We start from the raw sequence: 19,760 nt of genomic DNA on the forward strand, positions 1-19,760 counted from the left end.
ACGAAGGACGTCATGACGCCACGCCCCCGCCCGCTCAAAGCCCTCGCCCTCACCGCCGGCGCCGCCCTGGTCCTGGGGCTCGCTCCGCTCGCGACCTCGGCCCCCGCGGTCGCCGCGCCCGACGGATCGGCCGTGGTCATCAGCGAGGCCTACCTGAAGGGCGGCAGCCGGAACGCTCCCTTCAACCGCAAGTTCGTCGAGCTGTACAACCCGACCTCCTCGCCCGTCTCGCTCGCCGGATGGTCGCTGCAGTACCGGTCGGAGGCCGGCGCCGGTGCGTTCGCGGCCGCGGCCCTCGCGGGCACCGTTCCGGCCGAGGGGTACTTCCTCGTCGCGATCCCCGGCAACGGCGCGACGGGTGCCGAACTGCCGACCCCCGACGCGACGGCATCGCTCAACCCCAGTGGGACGACCGGGACGGTCCTGCTCTCGGACCAGGCCGAGCCCCTGACCCTCACGCCAGGTCCGGTCGCCGCGGGGACGGCGGGTGTGGTCGACGTGCTGGGTTACGGCGCCTCGAACACCTTCGAGACGACCGTCGCGCCGGTCACCGGCGCCAACGCCGTGCCCAATTCGCTCGCCCGCGCGGCAGGCCTCGACACCGACGTCAACTCGGCCGACTTCTCGACCCAGACCACGGTCACCCCGCAGAACTCCGGCGGCACGGGCAGCGAGCCGGCCCCCGAACCCCAGCCCGAGCCCGACCCGGTCCCCGAAGCCGACGTCACCATCGCCCAGATCCAAGGCGAGACCGACGCGAGCCCGCTGGTCGGCCGGACGGTCACCACGCGTGGTGTCGTCACCGCGACCTACCCCACGGGTGGCCTCGACGGATACGTCATCCAGACCCCGGACACAGGAGGCGCGCTCGACCTCGCGACGCACGTCGCGTCGGACGCGCTGTTCGTGTACTCCGCGAGCACCGCCTCCTCGGTCGCCGTCGGCGACTACGTCGAGGTGGACGGAACGGTCACGGAGTACTTCGGCCTGACGCAGATCACCGTCCCCGGTGCCTTGTCGCTCAGGCAGCTCGACGCTTCCACCGTCGCCGCCCCGCGAGCGGCGAGCGTGGGCCTGCCCGCCACGGACGCCCGACGCGAGACGCTCGAGAGCATGCTCGTGCTGCCCCAGGGCGAGTTCACGGTGGCGGACACGTACACGACGAACCAGTACGGCGAGGTCAAGCTCGCCTCGGGTGACCGCCCGCTGATCCAGCCCACCGAGGTCGCCCGCCCGGGCTCGTCCGACTACGCGGCGGTGGTCGCCGACAACGCGGCCCGTGCCGTGACCCTCGATGACGGCGCCACGACGAACTTCTTCACGGCGGCCAATCAGTCGATCCCGGTGCCCTACCTCTCGAACGAGGACCCCGTCACCGTGGGCGCCTCGGTCGCCTTCACCGATCCGGTCGTGTTCGACTTCCGCAACTCGGCCTGGAAGTACCAGCCGACCGCCCGCCTCACCGGGGACACCGCGTACGGCGACCTGCCGGTCACGTTCGAGGACATCCGCACCGATGCCCCCCGCGAGGTGGGAGGCGACGTGACGCTCGCCAGCTTCAACGTGTTGAACTACTTCACCACCACGGGCGACCAGCTGCCTGGCTGCACGTTCTACACCGACCGGGCCGGTGCGCCCGTGACCGTCGACGGCGGTTGCGACGCCCGCGGTGCCGCGAACGCCGAGAATCTCGCGCGCCAGCAGGTCAAGATCGTCACCGCGATCACGGCGCTGGGTGCCGACGTCGTGTCGCTCGAGGAGATCGAGAACTCCGCACGCTTCGGCGAGGACCGCGACTCCGCGCTGGCGACCCTGGTCGGCGCGCTCAACGCCTCGGCCGGCAGCGAGGTCTGGGACTACGCCCGCTCGCCGGAGGCGCTGCCCGCCAACGAGGACGTCATCCGTCTCGCCTTCATCTACAAGAAAGCCGTGGTCGAACCCGTCGGTGGATCGACGATCCTGACCGGCTCCGCCGCCTTCAGCAATGCCCGTCAGCCCCTGTCGCAGGCGTTCCGTCCCGTCGGCGGCGACCTCGACTCGACGTTCGTCGCCATCGCCAACCACTTCAAGTCGAAGGGCAGCGGCTCGGGCCCCGACGCCGACCAGGGTGACGGCCAGGGCGGCTCGAACGGGTCGCGCGTCAACCAGGCGAACGCTCTGGTCGCCTTCGCGGCCGAGCGGGAGGCCGCGGCGGACACCGACAAGGTCTTCCTGCTCGGAGACTTCAACGCCTACTCGCGAGAGGACCCGATCGAGGTACTGCGCACCGCGGGCTACGTCGACCTCGGCTCGACCGAGACCGAGGAGTACAGCTACGTGTTCAGCGGCCTCAGCGGTTCGCTCGACCACGTGCTGGCCTCGCCTGCGGCGGCGCAGGCCGTGACGGGTGTGGACATCTGGAACATCAACTCGGGCGAGGGCGTCGGGCTCGAGTACAGCCGCTTCAACTACAACGTGGAGCAGCTCTACCAGCCCGACCAGTTCCGCTCGAGCGACCACGACCCGGTCGTCGTCGGTGTGTCGTTGCTCGCCGCTCCCGTCGACCCGGTGCCGCCGGTCACCGACCCGGGTGCGACGCCCGGTGACGGTGCCGACCCCACCACGCCGGGTGCCGGCTCCGGCGCGGTCACCCCGGGCACGACGGCGCCGACGGCGGACGGTTCGCTCGCCTTCACGGGCTCCGCTCCACTGGCCGGGTGGCTCGCACTCGCGCTGGTGCTGATGGCGATGGGTGGCACGGTCCTCGTGGTCCGGCACCGCGCCTCCTCGGCGGGCTGAGCGGCATCACCTGACGGCGGTCGCGACACGGGTGCCCGTGTCGCGACCGCCGTCGTCGTCCGGCGACCCGTCGGGCCGAGGAGGCGCGGTGTCGGCCCCGTAGGATCGTCGGGTGACGATCGACGCCCCGGCCCTGACGCGCCTCCGTCTCGGGGTGGCCTACGACGGCACCGGCTTCTCGGGCTGGAGCGAACAGCCCGGCCGGCGCACGGTCCAGGGCGAGATCGAGACCGCGCTGCAGACCCTCTTCCGCCGGCTCGGCGACGTACCGACGGTGACCGTGGCGGGCCGCACCGACGCCGGGGTGCACGCGCGCGGGCAGGTGGTGCACCTCGACCTCACCGACGCCCAGATCGCCCAGCTGCAGAAGCCCCACCGCGGTCTGCGCGACCGGTCGCCGCTCGATGCCCCGACCGTGCTGGCCCGGCGCTTGAACGGGCTGGCGGGCGCGACCGACGAGATCGTGATCTCGGGTGCGCGAGTCGCGCCTCCCGGATTCCACGCGCGGTTCGGTGCGCTCTGGCGCCGGTACGAGTACCGCATCGCCGACCGGGGGACCGAGCGCGACCCGACGAGGCGCAGCCACACCCTCTGGTACGACCAGCGCCTCGACCTCGATCTGATGAACGCCACGGCGACGGGCCTGCTGGGCCTCCACGACTGGGCCGCCTACTGTCGGCACCGCGACTACGCGACCACCATCCGCGAGCTGCAGGAGTTCTCGTGGAGGCGCGAGGCCGACGGTGTGCTCGTCGCCTCGGTGCAGGCCGACGCGTTCTGCCACAACCTCGTGCGTAACCTGGTCGGCGCCTGCGTCGCCGTCGGCGAGGGAGCGATGGAGGCGCATCGAGCGGTGGGCGTGCGGCGCGAGGCCCAGCGCAACGGGGAGTTCCGCGTCGTGCCCGCCCACGGGCTGACCATGGTCGAGGTCGGCTATCCGCCCGACGACGAGATGGCCGCTCGGGTGGCCCTGACGCAGGTGAAGCGGTCGCACGATCAGCTGGGGGAGTGACGCCCGGGCAGGGCGGGCGGCGGTTGACCGCCTGGTCCGCGTCGGGTAACGTGAACTCTTGGTGTCTGCGCAACTGCGCGCTTTCGCCCGAAGTTGAGCCCTCCACCTGACTCGTTCTCATCGCCTCTGCGGTGACAACGGCAACGGAGCGGGATTCACGAACCTCTCACCTCGACCAGAAAGCAGCACTACTGTGACGCGCACTTTCTCCCCCAAGCCGGCTGACGTTCAGCCGAACTGGCTGATCATCGACGCCAACGACGTCGTGCTCGGCCGCCTCGCGAGCCACGTGGCAGCCCTGCTGCGCGGCAAGCACAAGCCGACCTTCGCCCCCCACATGGACATGGGCGACTTCGTCATCGTCATCAACGCCGACAAGGTGGCCCTGACCGGCTCCAAGCTGGCCGAGAAGCTCTACTACCGTCACTCGGGTTACCCGGGCGGCATCACGGCCACCACGTACTCCGAGATGGTCGAGAAGCACCCCACCCGTGCGGTCGAGAAGGCCATTCGTGGCATGCTGCCGAAGAACTCGCTGGGCCGTGCCCAGATCAAGAAGCTGAAGGTGTACGCGGGTGCCGAGCACCCCCACGCTGCTCAGCAGCCCACGGTTTACACCCTCGACCAGGTCGCCCAGTAGCGTCCGCCTTCAGACTTAAGGACCCCCACACAGTGGCTCAGATCGCAGATTCCATCGACCAGGCTCCCGAGAGCTTCACCACCGAGAGCTCGGCCCCCGAGGCCGCCGCGACGCCCCGCCCCGTGCTGAGCGTCGGCGGTTCCGCCGTCGGTCGCCGCAAAGAGGCCATCGCTCGCGCGCGCCTCACGCCCGGCTCCGGCACGATCGTCGTGAACGGTCGCACCCTCGAGGACTACTTCCCCAACAAGCTGCACCAGCAGCTGATCAACGACCCGTTCAAGGTCCTCGACCTGCTCGGTTCGTACGACGTGGCCGTCAAGGTCACCGGTGGCGGCCCCTCGGGCCAGGCCGGTGCCCTCCGTCTCGCCATCGCCCGTGCGCTGAACGAGATCGACCGTGAGAACAACCGCGCCACGCTCAAGAAGGCCGGCTTCCTCACCCGTGACGCCCGCGTCATCGAGCGCAAGAAGGCCGGTCTCAAGAAGGCCCGCAAGGCCTCGCAGTTCTCGAAGCGCTAACCAGCACCACACAAGGCAGGTCTCGCGATGTCGCGTTTGTTCGGTACCGACGGTGTCAGAGGCCTCGCCAACCGTGAATTGACCGCCGCGCTCGCCCTGGGGCTCTCCCAGGCGAGCGCGGTGGTGCTCACGAAAGGGCATCACGCCGATGCCCGTCGTGCCGAGGGGCGGCGACCCGTCGCCGTCGTCGCGCGCGACCCCCGTATCTCCGGTGAGTTCCTCACCGCGGCCGTCTGTGCCGGGCTCGCCAGCTCGGGCGTGGACGTGCTCGACGCCGGGGTCATCCCGACCCCCGCGGCGGCCTTCCTGGTCGACGACATCGGCGCCGACTTCGGCGTGATGATCAGCGCGTCGCACAACCCGGCGCCCGACAACGGCATCAAGTTCTTCGCCTTCGGTGGCACCAAGCTGCCCGACGAGGTCGAAGACCGCATCGAGGCCGCGATGGCCGACCCGCAGCTCATGCCGATCGGTGGCGACGTCGGACGCATCCGTCGCTTCGCCGACGCCGAGGACCGCTACGTCCTGCACCTGCTCGGTGCCCTGCCGAACCGGCTCGACGGCATCCACGTCGTGCTCGACTGCGCCCACGGCGCCGCCTCGGCCGTGTCGCCCGAGGTGTTCACCGACGCCGGGGCCACCGTCACGCTGATCGGTGCCGATCCCGACGGTGTCAACATCAACGACGGCGTGGGCTCGACCCACCTCGACAACCTCGCGAAGGCCGTGCTCGAACACGGCGCCGACATCGGTATCGCCCACGACGGCGACGCCGATCGGTGCCTCGCCGTCGACGCCACCGGTGCCGTGGTCGACGGTGACCAGATCATGGCGATCATCGCCGTGGCCCAGAAAGAACGCGGTGCCCTGGTCGACGACACGCTCGTCGCCACGGTGATGAGCAACCTCGGCCTGATCCGCGCCATGGCCGAACACGGCATCACGGTGCGCCAGACCAAGGTCGGCGACCGCTACGTCCTCGAAGACATGAACGAGCACGGCTTCACCCTGGGCGGCGAACAGTCCGGCCACATCGTCTTCGCCGACTACGCCACCACCGGCGACGGCATCCTCACCGGTCTCTCGCTCGTCGCCCGGATGGCCGCGACGGGCAAAAGCCTGGCCGAGCTCGCCTCGGTCATGACGGTCTTCCCTCAGATCATGATCAACGTGCGCGACGTCGATCGCTCGCGAGCCGCGTCCGACGAGGGCGTGGCCGAGGCCGTCCGCCGGTTCGAGGCAGAGCTCGGCGACACCGGCCGGGTGCTCTTGCGCCCCTCCGGCACCGAACCCGTCGTCCGCGTCATGGTCGAAGCCGCCGACCAGGTCACCGCCGACCTTGTGGCCCACGCCCTCGCCGACGTCGTCCGCGAGCGCCTGGCCCTCTGAGCCTCTCGGCGGACGGGGCGCGACGTCGCGGAGACGTCCCTCGCGCCTCCTGACCGGGGCACGGCGTCGTCGACGCGCGTCAGATCTTGCGGAGCAACACCGAACTGACCTTGTGGTCCGCGGCCTTGCGCAAGACGAGCGTCGCCCGTGAGCGGGTCGGCAGGACGTTCTCGATCAGGTTGGGCTCGTTGACCGACTTCCAGATGCCCGAGGCGAAGGACCGGGCTTCGGGCTCGCTCATGTCCGCGAAGCGATGGAAGAACGAGCGCTCCTGAGTGAAGGCGCCCTTCTGCAGGGCGAGGAACCGGTCGACGAACCAGTTCTCGATGTCGCCCGTCCGGGCGTCGACGTAGACCGTGAAGTCGAAGAGGTCGCTGAGGGCGAGGCGACCGGCCACGGCGGGTTGCAGCACGTTCAGGCCCTCGACGATGAGGATGTCGGGGCGACGGACCACGACCTCGGCGCTCGGCATGATGTCGTAGCTCGTGTGGGAGTAGAAGGGTGCGCGCACCTCTTCGGCGCCGCTCTTGACCTGCGAGACGAAGCGCAGCAGGTGGCGTCGGTCGTACGACTCGGGGAACCCCTTGCGGCTCATGATGCCGCGGCGTTCGAGCTCGGCGTTCGGGTAGAGGAACCCGTCGGTGGTCACCAACTCGACGCGCGGGGTGTCGTCCCAGCGGCTGAGCAGTTCGCGGAGGAGGCGCGCGACGGTGGACTTGCCGACGGCCACCGACCCCGCGACGCCGATCACGAACGGTGTGCGCTGGGCCCGTTCGCCGAGGAAGTCGCTCGTCGCCCGGTGCAGGTTGCGTGCGCCGGCGGCGTACAGGTTGAGCAGGCGGCTCAGCGGGACGTAGACGTCCTGTACCTCGCGCATGTCGAGCCGGTCGCCGAGACCCCGCAGCTGGACGATCTCGGTCTCGGTCAGCGGCAGGCGCGTCGTGGGGGCGAGGTCGGCCCAGGCGTCACGCCCGATCTCGACGAAGGGGCTCGCGTGCACGGCGGAGGGTGCGGTCGTCGGGTTGGCTTCGGCCATGCGCACGAGGCTACCGGTCCGTCGTCGGCGTGCGTCGGCACGGCCCGCCGGGCTCTCGGACGGGAGCCTCTAGGATCGACCTCATGTGTGGAATCGTGGGATACGTCGGATCGGGTGACAAGAGCATCGAGGTGCTGCTGGGCGGCCTCAAGCGTCTCGAGTACCGCGGGTACGACTCGGCGGGCGTCGCGGTGATCGACGCCGAGGGTCACCTCGGAACCCGCAAGAAGGCCGGCAAGCTGCAGATGCTCGTCGACGACCTCGAGGCGACGCCGCTGACCGACGGCACGACCGGCATCGGCCACACCCGCTGGGCGACCCACGGCGGCCCCACCGACGAGAACGCACACCCCCACCTGGCCGACGACGGCAAGTTGGCGCTCATCCACAACGGCATCATCGAGAACTTCTCCGAGCTCAAGGCCGAGCTGCTCGCCGAGGGCGTCGAGTTCCTCAGCGAGACCGACTCCGAGGTCGCCGCGCACCTGGTGGCCCGGGCCTACCGCGCGTCCGGCGACCTGGCCGAGGCCCTGCGGGCGGTCGTCAACACCCTCGACGGCGCCTTCACGCTGCTCGTCGTCCACGCGGACCAGCCGGGCGTCGTCGTCGGCGCCCGCCGCAACTCGCCCCTGGTCATCGGCCTGGGCGACGGCGAGAACTTCCTCGGCAGCGACGTGGCGGCCTTCGTGGCGCACACCCGTCGCGCGATGTCGATCGGACAGGACCAGCTCGTGACCATCCGCCCCGACTCGGTCGAGGTCGTGGACTTCGCCGGTGCGCCCGTCGAGACGACCGAGTTCGAGGTCGACTGGGACGCCTCGGCCGCCGAGAAGGGCGGCTGGTCCAGCTTCATGGCGAAAGAGATCAGCGAAGAGCCCGAGGCCGTCGCGAAGACGCTGCTCGGCCGCATCACGACCGAGGGCGCGGTGACGCTGACCGAGCTCGACGGCGTGCGCGAGCGCCTCCTGACGGTCGACCGGGTCATCGTCATCGCCTGCGGCACCGCGGCGTACGCCGGCATCCTGGGCAAGTACGCCATCGAGCAGTGGGCCCGCATCCCCGTCGAGGTCGAGTTGGCCCACGAGTTCCGCTACCGCGACCCGGTCCTCGACGAGAAGACCCTCGTGGTGTCGATCAGCCAGTCGGGCGAGACGATGGACACCCTGATGGCCGTCAAGTACGCCCGAGAGCAGGGCGCCCAGGTGCTCTCGATCTGCAACACGCAGGGTTCGACGATCCCGCGCGAGTCCGACGCCGTGCTCTACACGCACGCCGGTCCCGAGGTGGCCGTCGCGTCGACCAAGGCCTTCGTCGCCCAGGGCACGGCGCTCTTCCTGCTGGGACTGCACCTGGCGACCCTGCGGGGCACGCTCAGCACCGAGGCCATCGCCGAGCAGGTCGCCGACCTGCACGAGATCCCGGGCAAGATCGAGCAGGTGCTCGAGTCGTCCGAGCGCATCAAGACGCTCGCCGGGTGGATGGCCGACACCCGGTCGGTGCTCTTCCTCGGTCGTCACGTGGGCTACCCGATCGCCCTCGAAGGGGCGCTCAAGCTGAAAGAACTCGCCTACATCCACGCCGAGGGCTTCGCGGCCGGCGAGCTCAAGCACGGCCCCATCGCCCTGATCGAGCCCGGCCAGATCGTCTTCGTCATCGTGCCGAGCCCCCGCGACCCGCGGTCGTTGCACCCCAAGGTCGTCTCGAACATCCAAGAGATCCGTGCTCGCGGCGCCCGGGTCATCGCGATCGCCGAAGAGGGCGACGCCGCCGTGCTCCCCTTCGCCGACGAGGTTCTGCACATCCCCCTCGCGGCTCCTCTGTTCGAGCCGCTGTTGTCCGTCGTGCCGCTGCACGTCTTCGGCATGGAGCTCGCGGCCGCCAAGGGCCTCGACGTCGACCAGCCGCGCAACCTGGCCAAGTCGGTCACCGTCGAGTAGCGCGTCGTGCAGCCGGGGCAGGGCATCGGGCGGGTGAGGACGTGATCGTGGGCATCGGCGTGGACGTCGTCGACCTCGAGCGCTTCGGCCGGTCGCTCGAGCGGACCCCGGCGCTCGCCACCCGCTTGTTCCGTCCCGACGAACTCGTGTTGCGCGACGGAGGTCCTCGCGGGCACCACTCCTTGGCGGCGCGGTTCGCCGCGAAGGAGGCGCTGATCAAGTCCCTGGGCGGGTCCACCGGGGTGCGCTGGCACGACGTCCTGGTCGTCTCCGACGACCAAGGAGCCCCGTCGCTCGTGCTGAGCGGGGGAGCGCGGGCGCTGGCGGACTCGCGGGGCGTCTCGCGCCTCCACCTGTCCCTCAGCCACGACGGCGGGGTGGCCGTCGCCTACGTGGTCGCCGAGGGTCAAGACCTAGGCCCCTCCCGCCACGACGAACCAGAGAACGAAGGGGCGGTCCGATGACCCACGACGTCACCATCACCGTCGACACGGCGGCGCTGCGACACAACGTCGGGGTGCTGCGGGCCGCCGTGGCGCCGGCGGCCGTCATGGCCGTGGTCAAGGCGAACGCCTACGGCCACGGTGCCGTCGAGTGCGCCCGGGCCTTCGTCGAGGCCGGCGTCGACTGGCTCGGCGTGGCCGACCTGACCGAGGCCGTGGCGCTGCGACGCGGCGGTGTCGAGGCGCCCCTCCTCGCCTGGTTGCACGCCCCTGACGAGGACTTCGTCGAGGCTGCCGCGCTCGACATCACCCCGGCCGTGTCGAGCGTCGAGCAACTCGAGGCCGCCGTGTCGGCCGGCGTCCGCGCCGTGCACCTGGCGATCGACACGGGTCTGAGCCGCAACGGTGCGGTCGAGTCCGAGTGGCCCGAGCTGTTCGAGCGCGCGGCCGGCCACGCCGCCGTCGTGCCGGTCGAGGGCCTGATGACCCATGTGTCGAACGCCTCGTCCGAGGACGACGGCCTGCAGATGGCCCGCTTCGCTCGGGCGTGCGAGATGCTCGACGGGCTCGGCGTCCGACCGCCGCTGCAACACGTCGCCGCCTCGGCGGCCGCGCTGGACTACGTCGGGTCGAGGGCGACCATGGTGCGCTTCGGACTCGCGGCGTACGGCCTCAGCCCCTACGCCGGCCGCACGTCGGCCGAGCTCGGCCTGCGACCGGCCATGACCCTCACGGCCCCGGTGACCACCGTCAAGCGCATCCCGGCGGGCGAGGGCGTGTCGTACGGCTACCTGTTCCGCCCCGAGCGCGACACCTCGATCGCGATCGTGCCGGTCGGGTACGCCGACGGCATCGACCGTGCCGCGAGCGAGCGGGCCTCCGTCACGATCGGTCAGCGCACCTATCGGGTCCGCGGGCGCATCGCGATGAACGCACTCGTCATCGACGTGGGCGACGACCCGGTCGAGATCGGGGACGAGGTCGTGCTGTTCGGTGACCCGGCGCTGGGTCGGCAGTCCGCCGCCGACTGGGCCGAGGCCATCGGCGGCATCACCTACGAGGTAGTCGCCTGCCTGGCGGCCGGCCTCACGCGGAGGTACCTGGCATGAGCGCCGCCGCGTCCCTGCGCCGGGCCACGGTCGACCTGGCCGCCTACCGGGCGAACCTCGAGTCGTTGATCGCCCGTCTCGACCCGGTCGAGATCCTGGCCATCGTCAAGGCCGACGCCTATTCGCACGGGGCCGACGTGCTCGTGCCCGAGGCCGTCGCGGCGGGCATCCGCTGGTTCGGCACGGTCGAGCTCGCACCGGCCCTCCGACTGCGACGGCTGGGCATCGGCGGCGAGGCCTCGTTCTTCGCCTGGCAGCTCAGCCCGTCCGACGACCTCGAGGCCGCCGTCGACCTGCAGGTCGACCTGGGTGTGTCCACGTTCGAGCAGCTCGAAGCCGTGGCCTCCGTCGCGCGGGCCCGGGACGGAGTCGCCCTGGTCCATCTGACCATCGACACCGGGCTGCACCGCGAGGGCTGCCTGCCCTCGGACTGGCCGGCATTCGTCACCCGTGCCGTCGCCTTGCGTGACGAGGGCGTGATCCGTCTGCGCGGGATCTTCTCGCACGTCAGCGAGACGAGCGAGGCCGACGACCAGGCCGCGGCCCGGGTGTTCGAGAAGGCCGTGGCCGACGCCGAGGCGCTCGGCGCCACGGTCGAGAAGCGGCACATGTCGTCGAGCTCGGCCGCGCTCGAGCACCCCGAACGGCGCTTCGACATGGTGCGCATGGGGTCGAACGGCCTGGGCATCCCCGTGACCGAGGGGGTGACGGCCGCCGACCGGGGGCTGCGGCAGGTGCTGACGCTGAGCGCCTCCGTGGTGAAGGTCAAACGTGTCGCCGCGGGCACCGGGGTCTCGTACGACTACACGTTCCGTGCTCCGTCCGACACCACGCTCGCCCTCGTGCCCCTGGGCTACGCGGACGGAGTCAGCCGCCGGGCGCAGGGGGCCGTCCACGTGGTGGTGAACGGCGCGCCCCGCCCGATCGTGGGCCGGGTCGCGATGGACCAGTTCCTGGTCGACATGGGCGACGACCCGGTCGCGGTCGGTGACGAGGTCGTGCTCTTCGGGCCGGGCGACCAGGGTGAGATGACCATCGGGGAGTGGGCCGACGCCACCGGCACGATCCCCGAAGAGGTCGCCTGCCGCATCGGAGCCCGGGTGCCGCGCGTGTACGTGGGCGGCCGCCCGTGACCACCGCGTCCGGTGCGGTCGACCTGACCGTCGCCGACGCCGCCGAGATGGAGTCGCTCGGGCGTCGGGTGTCCGGTCTGCTCCGCGCGGGCGACCTCCTGGTCCTGAGCGGGCCGCTCGGCGCCGGCAAGACGACCTTCACGCGGGGGCTCGGCGAGGGGCTCGAGGTGAGAGGCCAGGTCGCGAGCCCGACGTTCGTCCTCGCCAGGACGCATCCCACCGCCTCCGGGGTGCCCCTCGTGCACGTCGACGCCTACCGGCTCTCGGGCGAGGCCGAGCTCGACGATCTCGACCTCGACTACGAAGGCTCGATCGTCGTGGTCGAGTGGGGCGCGGGCCTGCTCGACGGGGTCGCCGAGTCCTGGCTCGACGTCGTCATCGAGCGACCGACCGGTGGGGTCGACGGGCGCGACGCCGACTTCGTCCAGGACGGCACCGTGGACGACGTGCCGGAGGAACCGAGGCGGGTGGTGATCACGGCACACGGCGCTCGCTGGGCCGATGTCGCCCTGCCCGCCACCTGACCGTCACGGAGCGGCGCACCCCCTCCGGGGGTCGTGAGGACTGCTCTGCTCCAGGTATGCTCGCGAGGTTCCACCACTTAACCCGGGAGTGTCCGTTGGATCCTCAGCACTACTGGCGCGCTCTCCTGAAGAGTTGGCCCCTCGTCGTCGTCCTCGCCCTCCTCGGCGGGGCCGCCGGGTACGCCTACGCCCAGACACAACCCGACTCGTTCCGGGCGACGAGCAGCGTCTTCGTCTCGGCGACCGAGGGCTCCGACCCCAACGAGCTGTTGCAGGGGTCGTCGTACACGCAGAACCTCGTGCAGAGCTACACGCGCCTGGCGACCTCGTCCGTCGTGCTCGAACCGGTCATCGGGCAGATGGGTCTCGACCTGACCCCCACCCAGCTGGCGCGACAGATCACCGCCGAGAACCCCCTGAACACCGTCATCATCGACGTCGCGGTGGTGGACGGCGACGCGCAACGGGCGGCCGACGTCGCGAACGCGGTGACCATCTCGTTGAGTCGACAGGCCCGAGCGCTGTCGCCCGAGAACACCGCCGGCAACTCGACGCTGAGCGTCGCGCCGATCGCCGAGGCGACGCCTCCGACGTCGCCCATCAGCCCGAACCGCCGGCTGATCGCCCTGAGCGGCCTCGCGCTCGGGGGAGTCCTCGGCATCGCCCTGGCCCTGCTGCGATCGGTGGTCGACACCAGGCTCCGCACCGCCCGCGACGTCGAGGACCTGCACCTCGTGCCCCTGCTCGGCAGCGTCACCCGGCGCAACCGTGGTGTGCTCGCCCTCTCCGACGAGCCCCAGGGCGCGGCGGCCGACGACTTCCGTCGCATCCGTGCCCAGCTGCAGTTCGCGGACGTCGACCGGGTCACCCGCACCATCGCCGTCTCCTCGGTCGCGGCCGACGAGCGCGAGGGCCGTGCGGCAGTGGCCCTCGACCTCGCGCTGGCGTTCGCCGAACGGGGCCTCGACGTGCTCGTGGTGGACGCCGACCTGCGGGGCAGTGGTCTCGCCGAACTCGCGGCCGTGTCGGACGAGGTCGGCCTGACCGACGTCGTCGTCGGTCAGCTCGAGTTCGCCGCCGCCGTCTCGTCGTGGCGCGACGGCGTCGACATCCTGACGGCCGGTGACGTGCCGCCGAACCCGAGCCCCCTGCTCAGCTCACGCTCCATGGCACTGCTGCTCGAGACCGCCCGGGAACGCTACGACGTCGTCGTGGTCGATGCGCCCGCGGTGCTCACCTCGTCCGACACGCTCGAGATCGGCCGTCTGACCGACGGCGTCGTCATCGTCGCCACGGCGGGCCGGTCGACCCGTCCGCGGCTCGCGTCGGCGGTCCGTGCCCTCGAGAACGTCAAGGTCCGCGTCATCGGTGTGGTCTTCGACGGCGTCACGGCCGGCAAGCAGCGGGCGTCACGCGACCTGCCGCCGTCGGTGCTCGTGCCCGTCTCGACGTCCTCCCACGAGCAGACCTTCCCCTTCGCCCGCGAGGCGACGAGCGGGTCCCGCGGCACCACGGGTCACGCGAGCGACGCCACCTCGTGAGCCCGACCCGCCGGTCTCGGAGTCGCGCGCCGCGCCTCCCGGCGGTCCGTCTCTACGAGTCGCTCCGCACGGCTCACCTCGAGCGGGCGCACGAGCTGGCACCGGCCAGCATCGTCTACCGGGTCACCCGGTACGACTTCGACGAATCGCTGGCCGCGGGGCTCGACCTCGTGCCCGCCGGCCCGCTCGCCTCGGCCTGGCTGATCGCGCGGTCACGCGTCGAGACGCTCGAGGTCAACGAGCCGCTCATGACCTCGAGCCTGCCGACCACCGCCTCGGTGCTGGCCGCGCTGGCGGTGCGCCGACGACTGACCGGCCGCCGGACGGTCGTCGTGAGCTATCTGATCGGCAACGCCGACCCCTTCGACGCGGCGACGGCTCCGCGCCTGAGGACGCGACTGCGCCGACGCGGCGAACGCGTGCTGGCGCGCGCGGTGTGGCGGCGACTGGATCGGATGGTCTTCGGGACCGACGCGGCTCGTGAGACGTACACGCGCCTCCTCGGGGCCCCCTCGCCCCGCGCCACCCCGACCACCGTGCCCGCGCTGCCCACCCGGCACCCGGACGCCCGGGGTGGCGGGGCCCGCCCGCCCTCGGTCGCGTTCGTCGGGTCGTTCGTCGAGCGCAAGGGACTGCGCGTGCTGGCGGCGGCCTGGCCGCTCGTCGTCGCGGCACGACCCGACGCGACGCTGACGCTGCTCGGCAAGGGAACGCTCGAGCAGGAGGCGCGGGCCCTGTCGGTCGCGCACCCCTCGGTCACCGTCGAGGTCGACCCGCCGCGCCCGCGCATCCACTCCGTGCTCGACGAGGCGCGCGCGCTCGTGCTCTGGTCCCAGCCGAGCCCGACCTGGCGCGAACAGGTCGGACTGCCGATCGTCGAGGGGCTGTCGCACGGGTGCACCGTCGTGACGACGACCGAGACCGGCCTCGCCGACTGGCTCGGCGCCCACGGCCACGTGGTCGCCGGTGACCCCCGGTCGCCCCGGGTACTGGCCGACGCGATCGTCGAGGCCCTCGACGCGGGGCGCACCGCCGACGACGTGCTGGCCGACCTGCCCGACCGGGACGGACGCCTCACCGCCGACGATCGACTGTTCGGGCGTGCCTCGTGAGCCGGTCGACGACGGGTTCGGCCGGTCGTCCCCGCCGGGGCGGCGCGATGGCCGCCGTGGGCTCGACCGCGGCGACGAAGGTCATCGTGATGGGCCTGTCGGGCGTGCTCGGCATCATCACGAGCCGCATGATCATCCAGAACTTCGGGACCGACGCCTACGCCCAGTACGGGCTGCTCTCGACCTTCCCGACCCTGCTGCCGTTCGCCGACCTCGGCATCGCGGCGATCGTGATCAACGCCGTGGCGGGGTCGTCGTCCGTCAGGACCGACGACTTCGTCAAGCGGTCGATCGTCACGGCCTTCCGGGTGCTGCTCGTATCGGGCGGAATCATGGTCGCGGTCGCGTTGCTGATCACGCTCGCCGGCTGGTGGCCCGTGCTGCTCGGCGAGGGCTTGCTACCCGACGGCGGTTCGCTCGCGGCCGGCCTCTGCCTGGCGGTGTTCGGCCTCGTGATCCCGCTGACGGTCGGCCAGCGCATCCTCGTCGGGCTGAAGAAGACCAGCACGCAGGTCGCCAGCCAGGCCGTCGTGGCGCCGTTCATGCTGCTCGCGATCGGCTCGGCCGTCATGTTCAGCGTGCCGGTCGGCAGCTACCTCGCCGTCATCTCGTACGTGGCCAACAGCCTGGTGTCGGTGATCTGCCTGATCGTCGCGGCCCGGGCGCTGTCGCCGCAGATCGGCTCGGCCGTCAAGCTCGTGCCGCGCGTCCGCAGCTACCGCGGGGTGCCGGCACTCGGGCTCGCCTGGCCGATGCTCGTCCAGATGATCGCCTTGCCGGTCGCGATGCAGACCGGCCGTCTGCTGCTCAGCCACCTGGCCGGGCCGGACGAACTCGCGCAGTACAACCTCGCCTCGCAGCTGTTCGGCATCGTGCTGCAGACGGTCGCCGCCGCGGGCATCGCGCTCTGGCCCGTCTACGCGGCGGCCCGTTCGGCCGGACGGGTCGAATCGCCGACCGTGCCGACCCTGTGGTTCCTGCTCGGCGGGCTGGTGCTGGGTACGGCGCTCGCGGTGCTCAGCCCGTTCCTGGCACGGTTCGTCTCGGGCGGGGCGATCACGCTCGACGGCTGGATGCTCGTCGGGTTCGTCGTGTTCGTCGGCCTGCAGGCCGCGAAGTACCCCGTCGGCATGTACATGACCGACAAGACCGGCCTGGTCTTCCAGGTGCTGCCGATCGTGCTCATGGTGCCCCTCAACCTCGGGCTGTCCTGGTGGTTCATCGGGCAGGTCGGGGCCGCGGGGCCCGTGCTGGGGTCGGCGATCTCGGTGGCTCTCTGCCAGCTCGTGCCGAACCTCTGGTACGTGTCGCGCGACCTCGGCCGGCGGCGGGCCGAAGCGGCGGCCGGCGGGCCGGATGACGGCACGCGGCACGACACCGACGACGGCACCGTGGGCCTCGACGTCGACGAGCAGCGCGGCGACGAGACGGCGACCGACCAGGCCATCGTCGAGCGGGCCGCGGCCGAGCAGGGCACGGACGACCGTCCGGGTGACGGTCCGGGGGAGGCGCGGTGATCGAGGTCCTGTTCGCGAGCGAACGTGACGTCCCCGGCTGGGCGGCCGACCACGGCGCCGGGCTGCGGCCCGGGCTCTGGCCCTACGGCCTCGAGGCGCTGCGCGACTCGGACCCGGAGGCGCGGATCGCGTCGGTCGGCGAACCCGGCCGCCTGCAGGTGCTGCGCGACCGGGTGGTGCCGCGCCGCGCCTCCTCGTCCGGGGTCCCCTCCGACGACGTCGGGGTGACCTGGGACGAGAACGTCGCGCGGCGGATGGTGTTGGCACGGCCCCACGAGCGCATGTACACGGGCGTGATCTGGGTGACCGACCGGGTCGCGCGCGGGCAGGACGTCGGGCGCATGCGTGACGTGCTGCGACGCATGAGCGGGCTCTGGGTCATCAGTCGCGGGCAGGTCGAGCCGCTGCGACGCTTCGTCGGCGAGGACGGCCCGCCGGTCGGGTTCTTCACCTTCGGGGTCGACGAGGAGTTCTTCGCGGCGCGCCCGTGGCCCGAGCGGCCGATGGTGCTGAGCATCGGCGGCGATCGCGACCGCGACCCGGCGACCCTGTTCGCGGCACTGGAACGCGTGCACGCCGAGCGGCCCGACGTCGAGCTGGTCGTGCAGACGACGAGCGACGCGGCTCCGCCCGAGGGGGTCACCGTGGTGCCGCACGTCTCGCACCGCGAACTCGCCGAGCTGTACGCACGGGCCTCGATCGTGGCCGTGGCGACGCGGGACAACCTGCACGCGTCGGGCATGACGGTCAGCCTCGAGGCGATGGCCACGGGTCGGCCCGTGGTGATGACGGACACCCCGGGCATCGAGGACTACGTGGCGCACGAGCGCACCGGGTTGCTCGCGCCGGTGGGCGACTCGTCGGCGCTCGCGGGGCACGTGCTGCGGCTGCTCGGCGACGAGGCCGAGGCACGCGCGTTCGGCGCGGCCGGTCGGGCCCTCGTCGAGGAACGCCTGACGACGCGGCACCTGGCGGCGTCGCTGGCGGAGTTCGTCGCGGGCTGAGCCCGGCTGGGGACATCGGATGCTCCCCGTGCAGTGCTGTCACCGTCCCGGTCGGGCTCAGCGGGCCGTCCGGGCTCTGCGCCGCAACTCGGCCGCGACGATCCGACGCCCCTCGAGCACGGCCCGCAACCCCACGAGCAGCGTGCCCGGCGATCGCACGAACTGCCGCCGACCGCCCTGCAGCAGCACCTCCCAGGCGATGCGAGGGGTCAGCCCGCGCCACCGGCGCAGGTCGTCGTCGTCGAGGTGCTTCGCGGCGAAGAGCAGCCGGTTGCGGATGTTGTACCGGTAGTACCCGGCCGACTTCGCCTGCCCCGACCGGTCCGCCCCGCCGGCGGTCTGCGTGCCCCCCTCGGCGTGGACGACGGTGACGTCCTCGAGCAGCCGCAGCGCGCCTCCTGAACCGACGACGCGGCGGGACAGGTCGACGTCCTCCCAGTAGAGGAAGTAGTCGTCGTCGAAGCCGCCGCAGCGCTGCCACAGCTCGTCGCTCAGCACGAGGCAGGCCCCGCTCAGCCACTCCTCGACGCGGACGCCGGGCAGCCGTCGTCGTCGCGACCGGATGCGGCCGTCGTCGAGGTACAGGTCGCTGCCCGCCGACCAGACGCTGCCGTCGGGGCGCAGCACGGTCGGCGCGCTCATCGTCAGCGGGTCGGACGAGGAGGCGCGGTGCAGGGCGGCGAGGGCCCCCGCGTCCGCGACGGCGTCCGGGTTCAGCAGCACGTGGTGACGGGCACCGGCCTCGCGGGCGCACGCCACCCCGAGGTTCACGCCGGTGCCGAAGCCCTCGTTGCCGTCGGGCGCGACGAGGTGCCAGCCCTCGGCCGCGGCGAGCTCGCTCACCCGGGCGCGCTCGGTCGCCCCCGACCAGTTGTCGACGACGACCACGACGAGACCTTCCGTCACCCGTGAGACGGGCGCGAGGTTCTGCCGCAGCAGGTCGGTCGAGCCGTAGTTCACGACGACCACCGACAGCCCGGCGAGCGACTCACCCACGGTTCGTCCCCCGTCCACCCGGAGGAGGCGCGGTGAACGACCCGAGGCCGGTCACCGACCTGACATGCTGGGGGCCGTGACGACCGACCCGACCGCCCCGCGCCTCCTGACGATCGCCGTGCTGACCTTCCGCCGGCCGCGTGATCTCGACGCGGTGCTGCCGCTGCTCGTGGACCAGGCCCGTGGCGTGCGCGCGCTCGGCGTCGAGGCGCGCGTGCTCGTGGTCGACAACGACGCGGGTGGGTCGGGACGCGAGCGCGTCGAGGCGGCGGCGCTCGCCGCGGCCGGCACCCGTGATGGTGTGACCGTGGACTACGTCGTCGAGGCGACGCCGGGCATCGCCTCGGCCCGCAACCGGGCCTTGGCCGAGAGCGGCGACAGCGACCTGCTGGTCTTCATCGACGACGACGAGCGGCCGTCCGAGGACTGGCTGCGGTCGCTGGTCGCCCTGCAGGCCGAGACCGGCACCGCAGCCGTGGTCGGTCCCGTGCGCAGCGAGTACGAGGTCGAACCCGAGCCGTTCATCGTCGAAGGTCGCTTTTTCGTGCGCCGTCGACTCGCGACCGGCACGTCCGTCGACGTCGCGGCCACCAACAACCTGCTGCTCGACCTGGGCGAGGTCCGTCGCCAGGGTCTGGCCTTCGACGTGGCGCTCGGCCAGCTCGGCGGCGAGGACACCTTGTTCACCCGGAGTCTGGTCGCCGGCGGCGGCACGATCCTGTGGTGCGCCGAGGCGATCGTCACGGACGTCGTCCCCGCGAAGCGGGTGACCCGGCGATGGGTCGTGCAGCGCGCCTACAGCAGCGGCAACGGCTGGAGCCTCACCTCGGTGATGCTGTCCGCGCGAGGGGCCTCGCGACTGCTCACGCGCCTCCGGCTGTCGGCGAAGGGTGCCGTGCGCGTCGTCGGCGGGCTCGGCCGGTACGCGGTCGGCACGGTGACCCGCCCCCTCGGTCGACGATCGCTGGGGCAACGCGCTCGCGGCATCCGGACGATGGCCCGGGGCGCCGGCATGGTGGCGGGCGCGTGGGGCGCGGGCTACCGCGAGTACGGCCGCGTCGACGGCTGAGC

General features: G+C 71.9%; 17 protein-coding genes. 15 read left to right on the forward strand and 2 right to left on the reverse strand.

The features are described 5' to 3' along the window. The first annotated feature begins 12 nt into the window (after positions 1 to 12). The 5 genes from HRF36_RS08870 to glmM all read left to right on the forward strand — a co-directional run bounded on the left by HRF36_RS08870 (position 13) and on the right by glmM (position 6,337). Positions 13 to 2,778, forward strand: coding sequence for an ExeM/NucH family extracellular endonuclease (locus tag HRF36_RS08870; RefSeq protein WP_217271096.1), 2,766 nt, complete (start codon positions 13 to 15; stop codon positions 2,776 to 2,778). Positions 2,779 to 2,890: 112 nt separating this feature from the next. Further along, positions 2,891 to 3,790: a tRNA pseudouridine(38-40) synthase TruA gene (locus HRF36_RS08875; protein ID WP_371740092.1), complete on the forward strand. Its 900-nt coding sequence runs from the start codon at positions 2,891 to 2,893 to the stop codon at positions 3,788 to 3,790. A 193-nt stretch (positions 3,791 to 3,983) separates the two neighbouring features. After that, positions 3,984 to 4,430, forward strand: a complete 447-nt coding sequence (rplM, locus tag HRF36_RS08880; RefSeq protein ID WP_043593314.1) for a 50S ribosomal protein L13 — start codon at positions 3,984 to 3,986, stop codon at positions 4,428 to 4,430. 32 nt (positions 4,431 to 4,462) lie between these two features. Next, the gene (rpsI, locus tag HRF36_RS08885; RefSeq protein ID WP_082059799.1) at positions 4,463 to 4,948 is read left to right on the forward strand and encodes a 30S ribosomal protein S9; all 486 of its coding nucleotides are present in this window, start codon (positions 4,463 to 4,465) and stop codon (positions 4,946 to 4,948) included. Between the two features lie 27 nt (positions 4,949 to 4,975). Next, entirely contained in the window at positions 4,976 to 6,337 is a 1,362-nt protein-coding gene (gene glmM, locus HRF36_RS08890) for a phosphoglucosamine mutase (protein ID WP_173208991.1), read from the forward strand. A gap of 79 nt (positions 6,338 to 6,416) precedes the next feature. Here glmM and coaA read toward each other — a convergent pair whose 3' ends face one another. After that, the gene (gene coaA / locus HRF36_RS08895; RefSeq protein WP_173208993.1) at positions 6,417 to 7,373 is read right to left on the reverse strand and encodes a type I pantothenate kinase; all 957 of its coding nucleotides are present in this window, start codon (positions 7,371 to 7,373) and stop codon (positions 6,417 to 6,419) included. An 83-nt stretch (positions 7,374 to 7,456) separates the two neighbouring features. Here coaA and glmS point away from each other — a divergent pair, with 83 nt between their 5' ends. From glmS to HRF36_RS16305, 9 genes are all read left to right on the forward strand, one after another. Then, a complete protein-coding gene (gene glmS / locus HRF36_RS08900) occupies positions 7,457 to 9,310 on the forward strand; it encodes a glutamine--fructose-6-phosphate transaminase (isomerizing) (protein WP_173208995.1) in 1,854 nt (617 codons plus the stop codon). 41 nt (positions 9,311 to 9,351) lie between these two features. Next, complete coding sequence (locus HRF36_RS08905; RefSeq protein ID WP_173208997.1) at positions 9,352 to 9,774, forward strand: holo-ACP synthase; 423 nt, start codon at positions 9,352 to 9,354, stop codon at positions 9,772 to 9,774. Next, a complete protein-coding gene (gene alr, locus HRF36_RS08910; RefSeq protein WP_173208999.1) occupies positions 9,771 to 10,862 on the forward strand; it encodes an alanine racemase in 1,092 nt (363 codons plus the stop codon). The genes HRF36_RS08905 and alr (HRF36_RS08910) overlap by 4 nt, the downstream gene beginning before the upstream one ends. After that, positions 10,859 to 11,995: an alanine racemase gene (alr, locus tag HRF36_RS08915; RefSeq protein ID WP_173209001.1), complete on the forward strand. Its 1,137-nt coding sequence runs from the start codon at positions 10,859 to 10,861 to the stop codon at positions 11,993 to 11,995. Before alr (HRF36_RS08910) ends, alr (HRF36_RS08915) begins: the two co-directional genes overlap by 4 nt. 47 nt (positions 11,996 to 12,042) lie before the next feature. Further along, the gene (tsaE, locus tag HRF36_RS08920) at positions 12,043 to 12,519 is read left to right on the forward strand and encodes a tRNA (adenosine(37)-N6)-threonylcarbamoyltransferase complex ATPase subunit type 1 TsaE (protein ID WP_173209995.1); all 477 of its coding nucleotides are present in this window, start codon (positions 12,043 to 12,045) and stop codon (positions 12,517 to 12,519) included. 95 nt (positions 12,520 to 12,614) lie between these two features. Then, complete coding sequence (locus tag HRF36_RS08925) at positions 12,615 to 14,060, forward strand: polysaccharide biosynthesis tyrosine autokinase (protein WP_173209003.1); 1,446 nt, start codon at positions 12,615 to 12,617, stop codon at positions 14,058 to 14,060. Then, the gene (locus tag HRF36_RS08930) at positions 14,057 to 15,172 is read left to right on the forward strand and encodes a glycosyltransferase family 4 protein (protein WP_173209004.1); all 1,116 of its coding nucleotides are present in this window, start codon (positions 14,057 to 14,059) and stop codon (positions 15,170 to 15,172) included. Before HRF36_RS08925 ends, HRF36_RS08930 begins: the two co-directional genes overlap by 4 nt. After that, positions 15,169 to 16,689: a polysaccharide biosynthesis protein gene (locus HRF36_RS08935; RefSeq protein ID WP_217271097.1), complete on the forward strand. Its 1,521-nt coding sequence runs from the start codon at positions 15,169 to 15,171 to the stop codon at positions 16,687 to 16,689. Before HRF36_RS08930 ends, HRF36_RS08935 begins: the two co-directional genes overlap by 4 nt. After that, positions 16,686 to 17,693 carry a glycosyltransferase family 4 protein gene (locus HRF36_RS16305; protein WP_173209006.1) on the forward strand — a complete coding sequence of 336 codons (1,008 nt, stop codon included), beginning with the start codon at positions 16,686 to 16,688 and terminating at the stop codon, positions 17,691 to 17,693. The genes HRF36_RS08935 and HRF36_RS16305 overlap by 4 nt, the downstream gene beginning before the upstream one ends. Positions 17,694 to 17,750: 57 nt before the next feature. Here the strand turns inward: HRF36_RS16305 and HRF36_RS08945 are convergent, their stop codons facing one another. After that, positions 17,751 to 18,689: a glycosyltransferase family 2 protein gene (locus HRF36_RS08945; RefSeq protein WP_173209008.1), complete on the reverse strand. Its 939-nt coding sequence runs from the start codon at positions 18,687 to 18,689 to the stop codon at positions 17,751 to 17,753. Positions 18,690 to 18,765: 76 nt separating this feature from the next. Between HRF36_RS08945 and HRF36_RS08950 the strand changes: the two genes are divergently transcribed. Then, positions 18,766 to 19,758 carry a glycosyltransferase family 2 protein gene (locus tag HRF36_RS08950; protein ID WP_371740093.1) on the forward strand — a complete coding sequence of 331 codons (993 nt, stop codon included), beginning with the start codon at positions 18,766 to 18,768 and terminating at the stop codon, positions 19,756 to 19,758. Positions 19,759 to 19,760: the final 2 nt, after the last annotated feature.

Source organism: Frigoribacterium sp. VKM Ac-2836, assembly GCF_013248995.1.
Classification (GTDB): Bacteria; Actinomycetota; Actinomycetes; order Actinomycetales; family Microbacteriaceae; genus Frigoribacterium.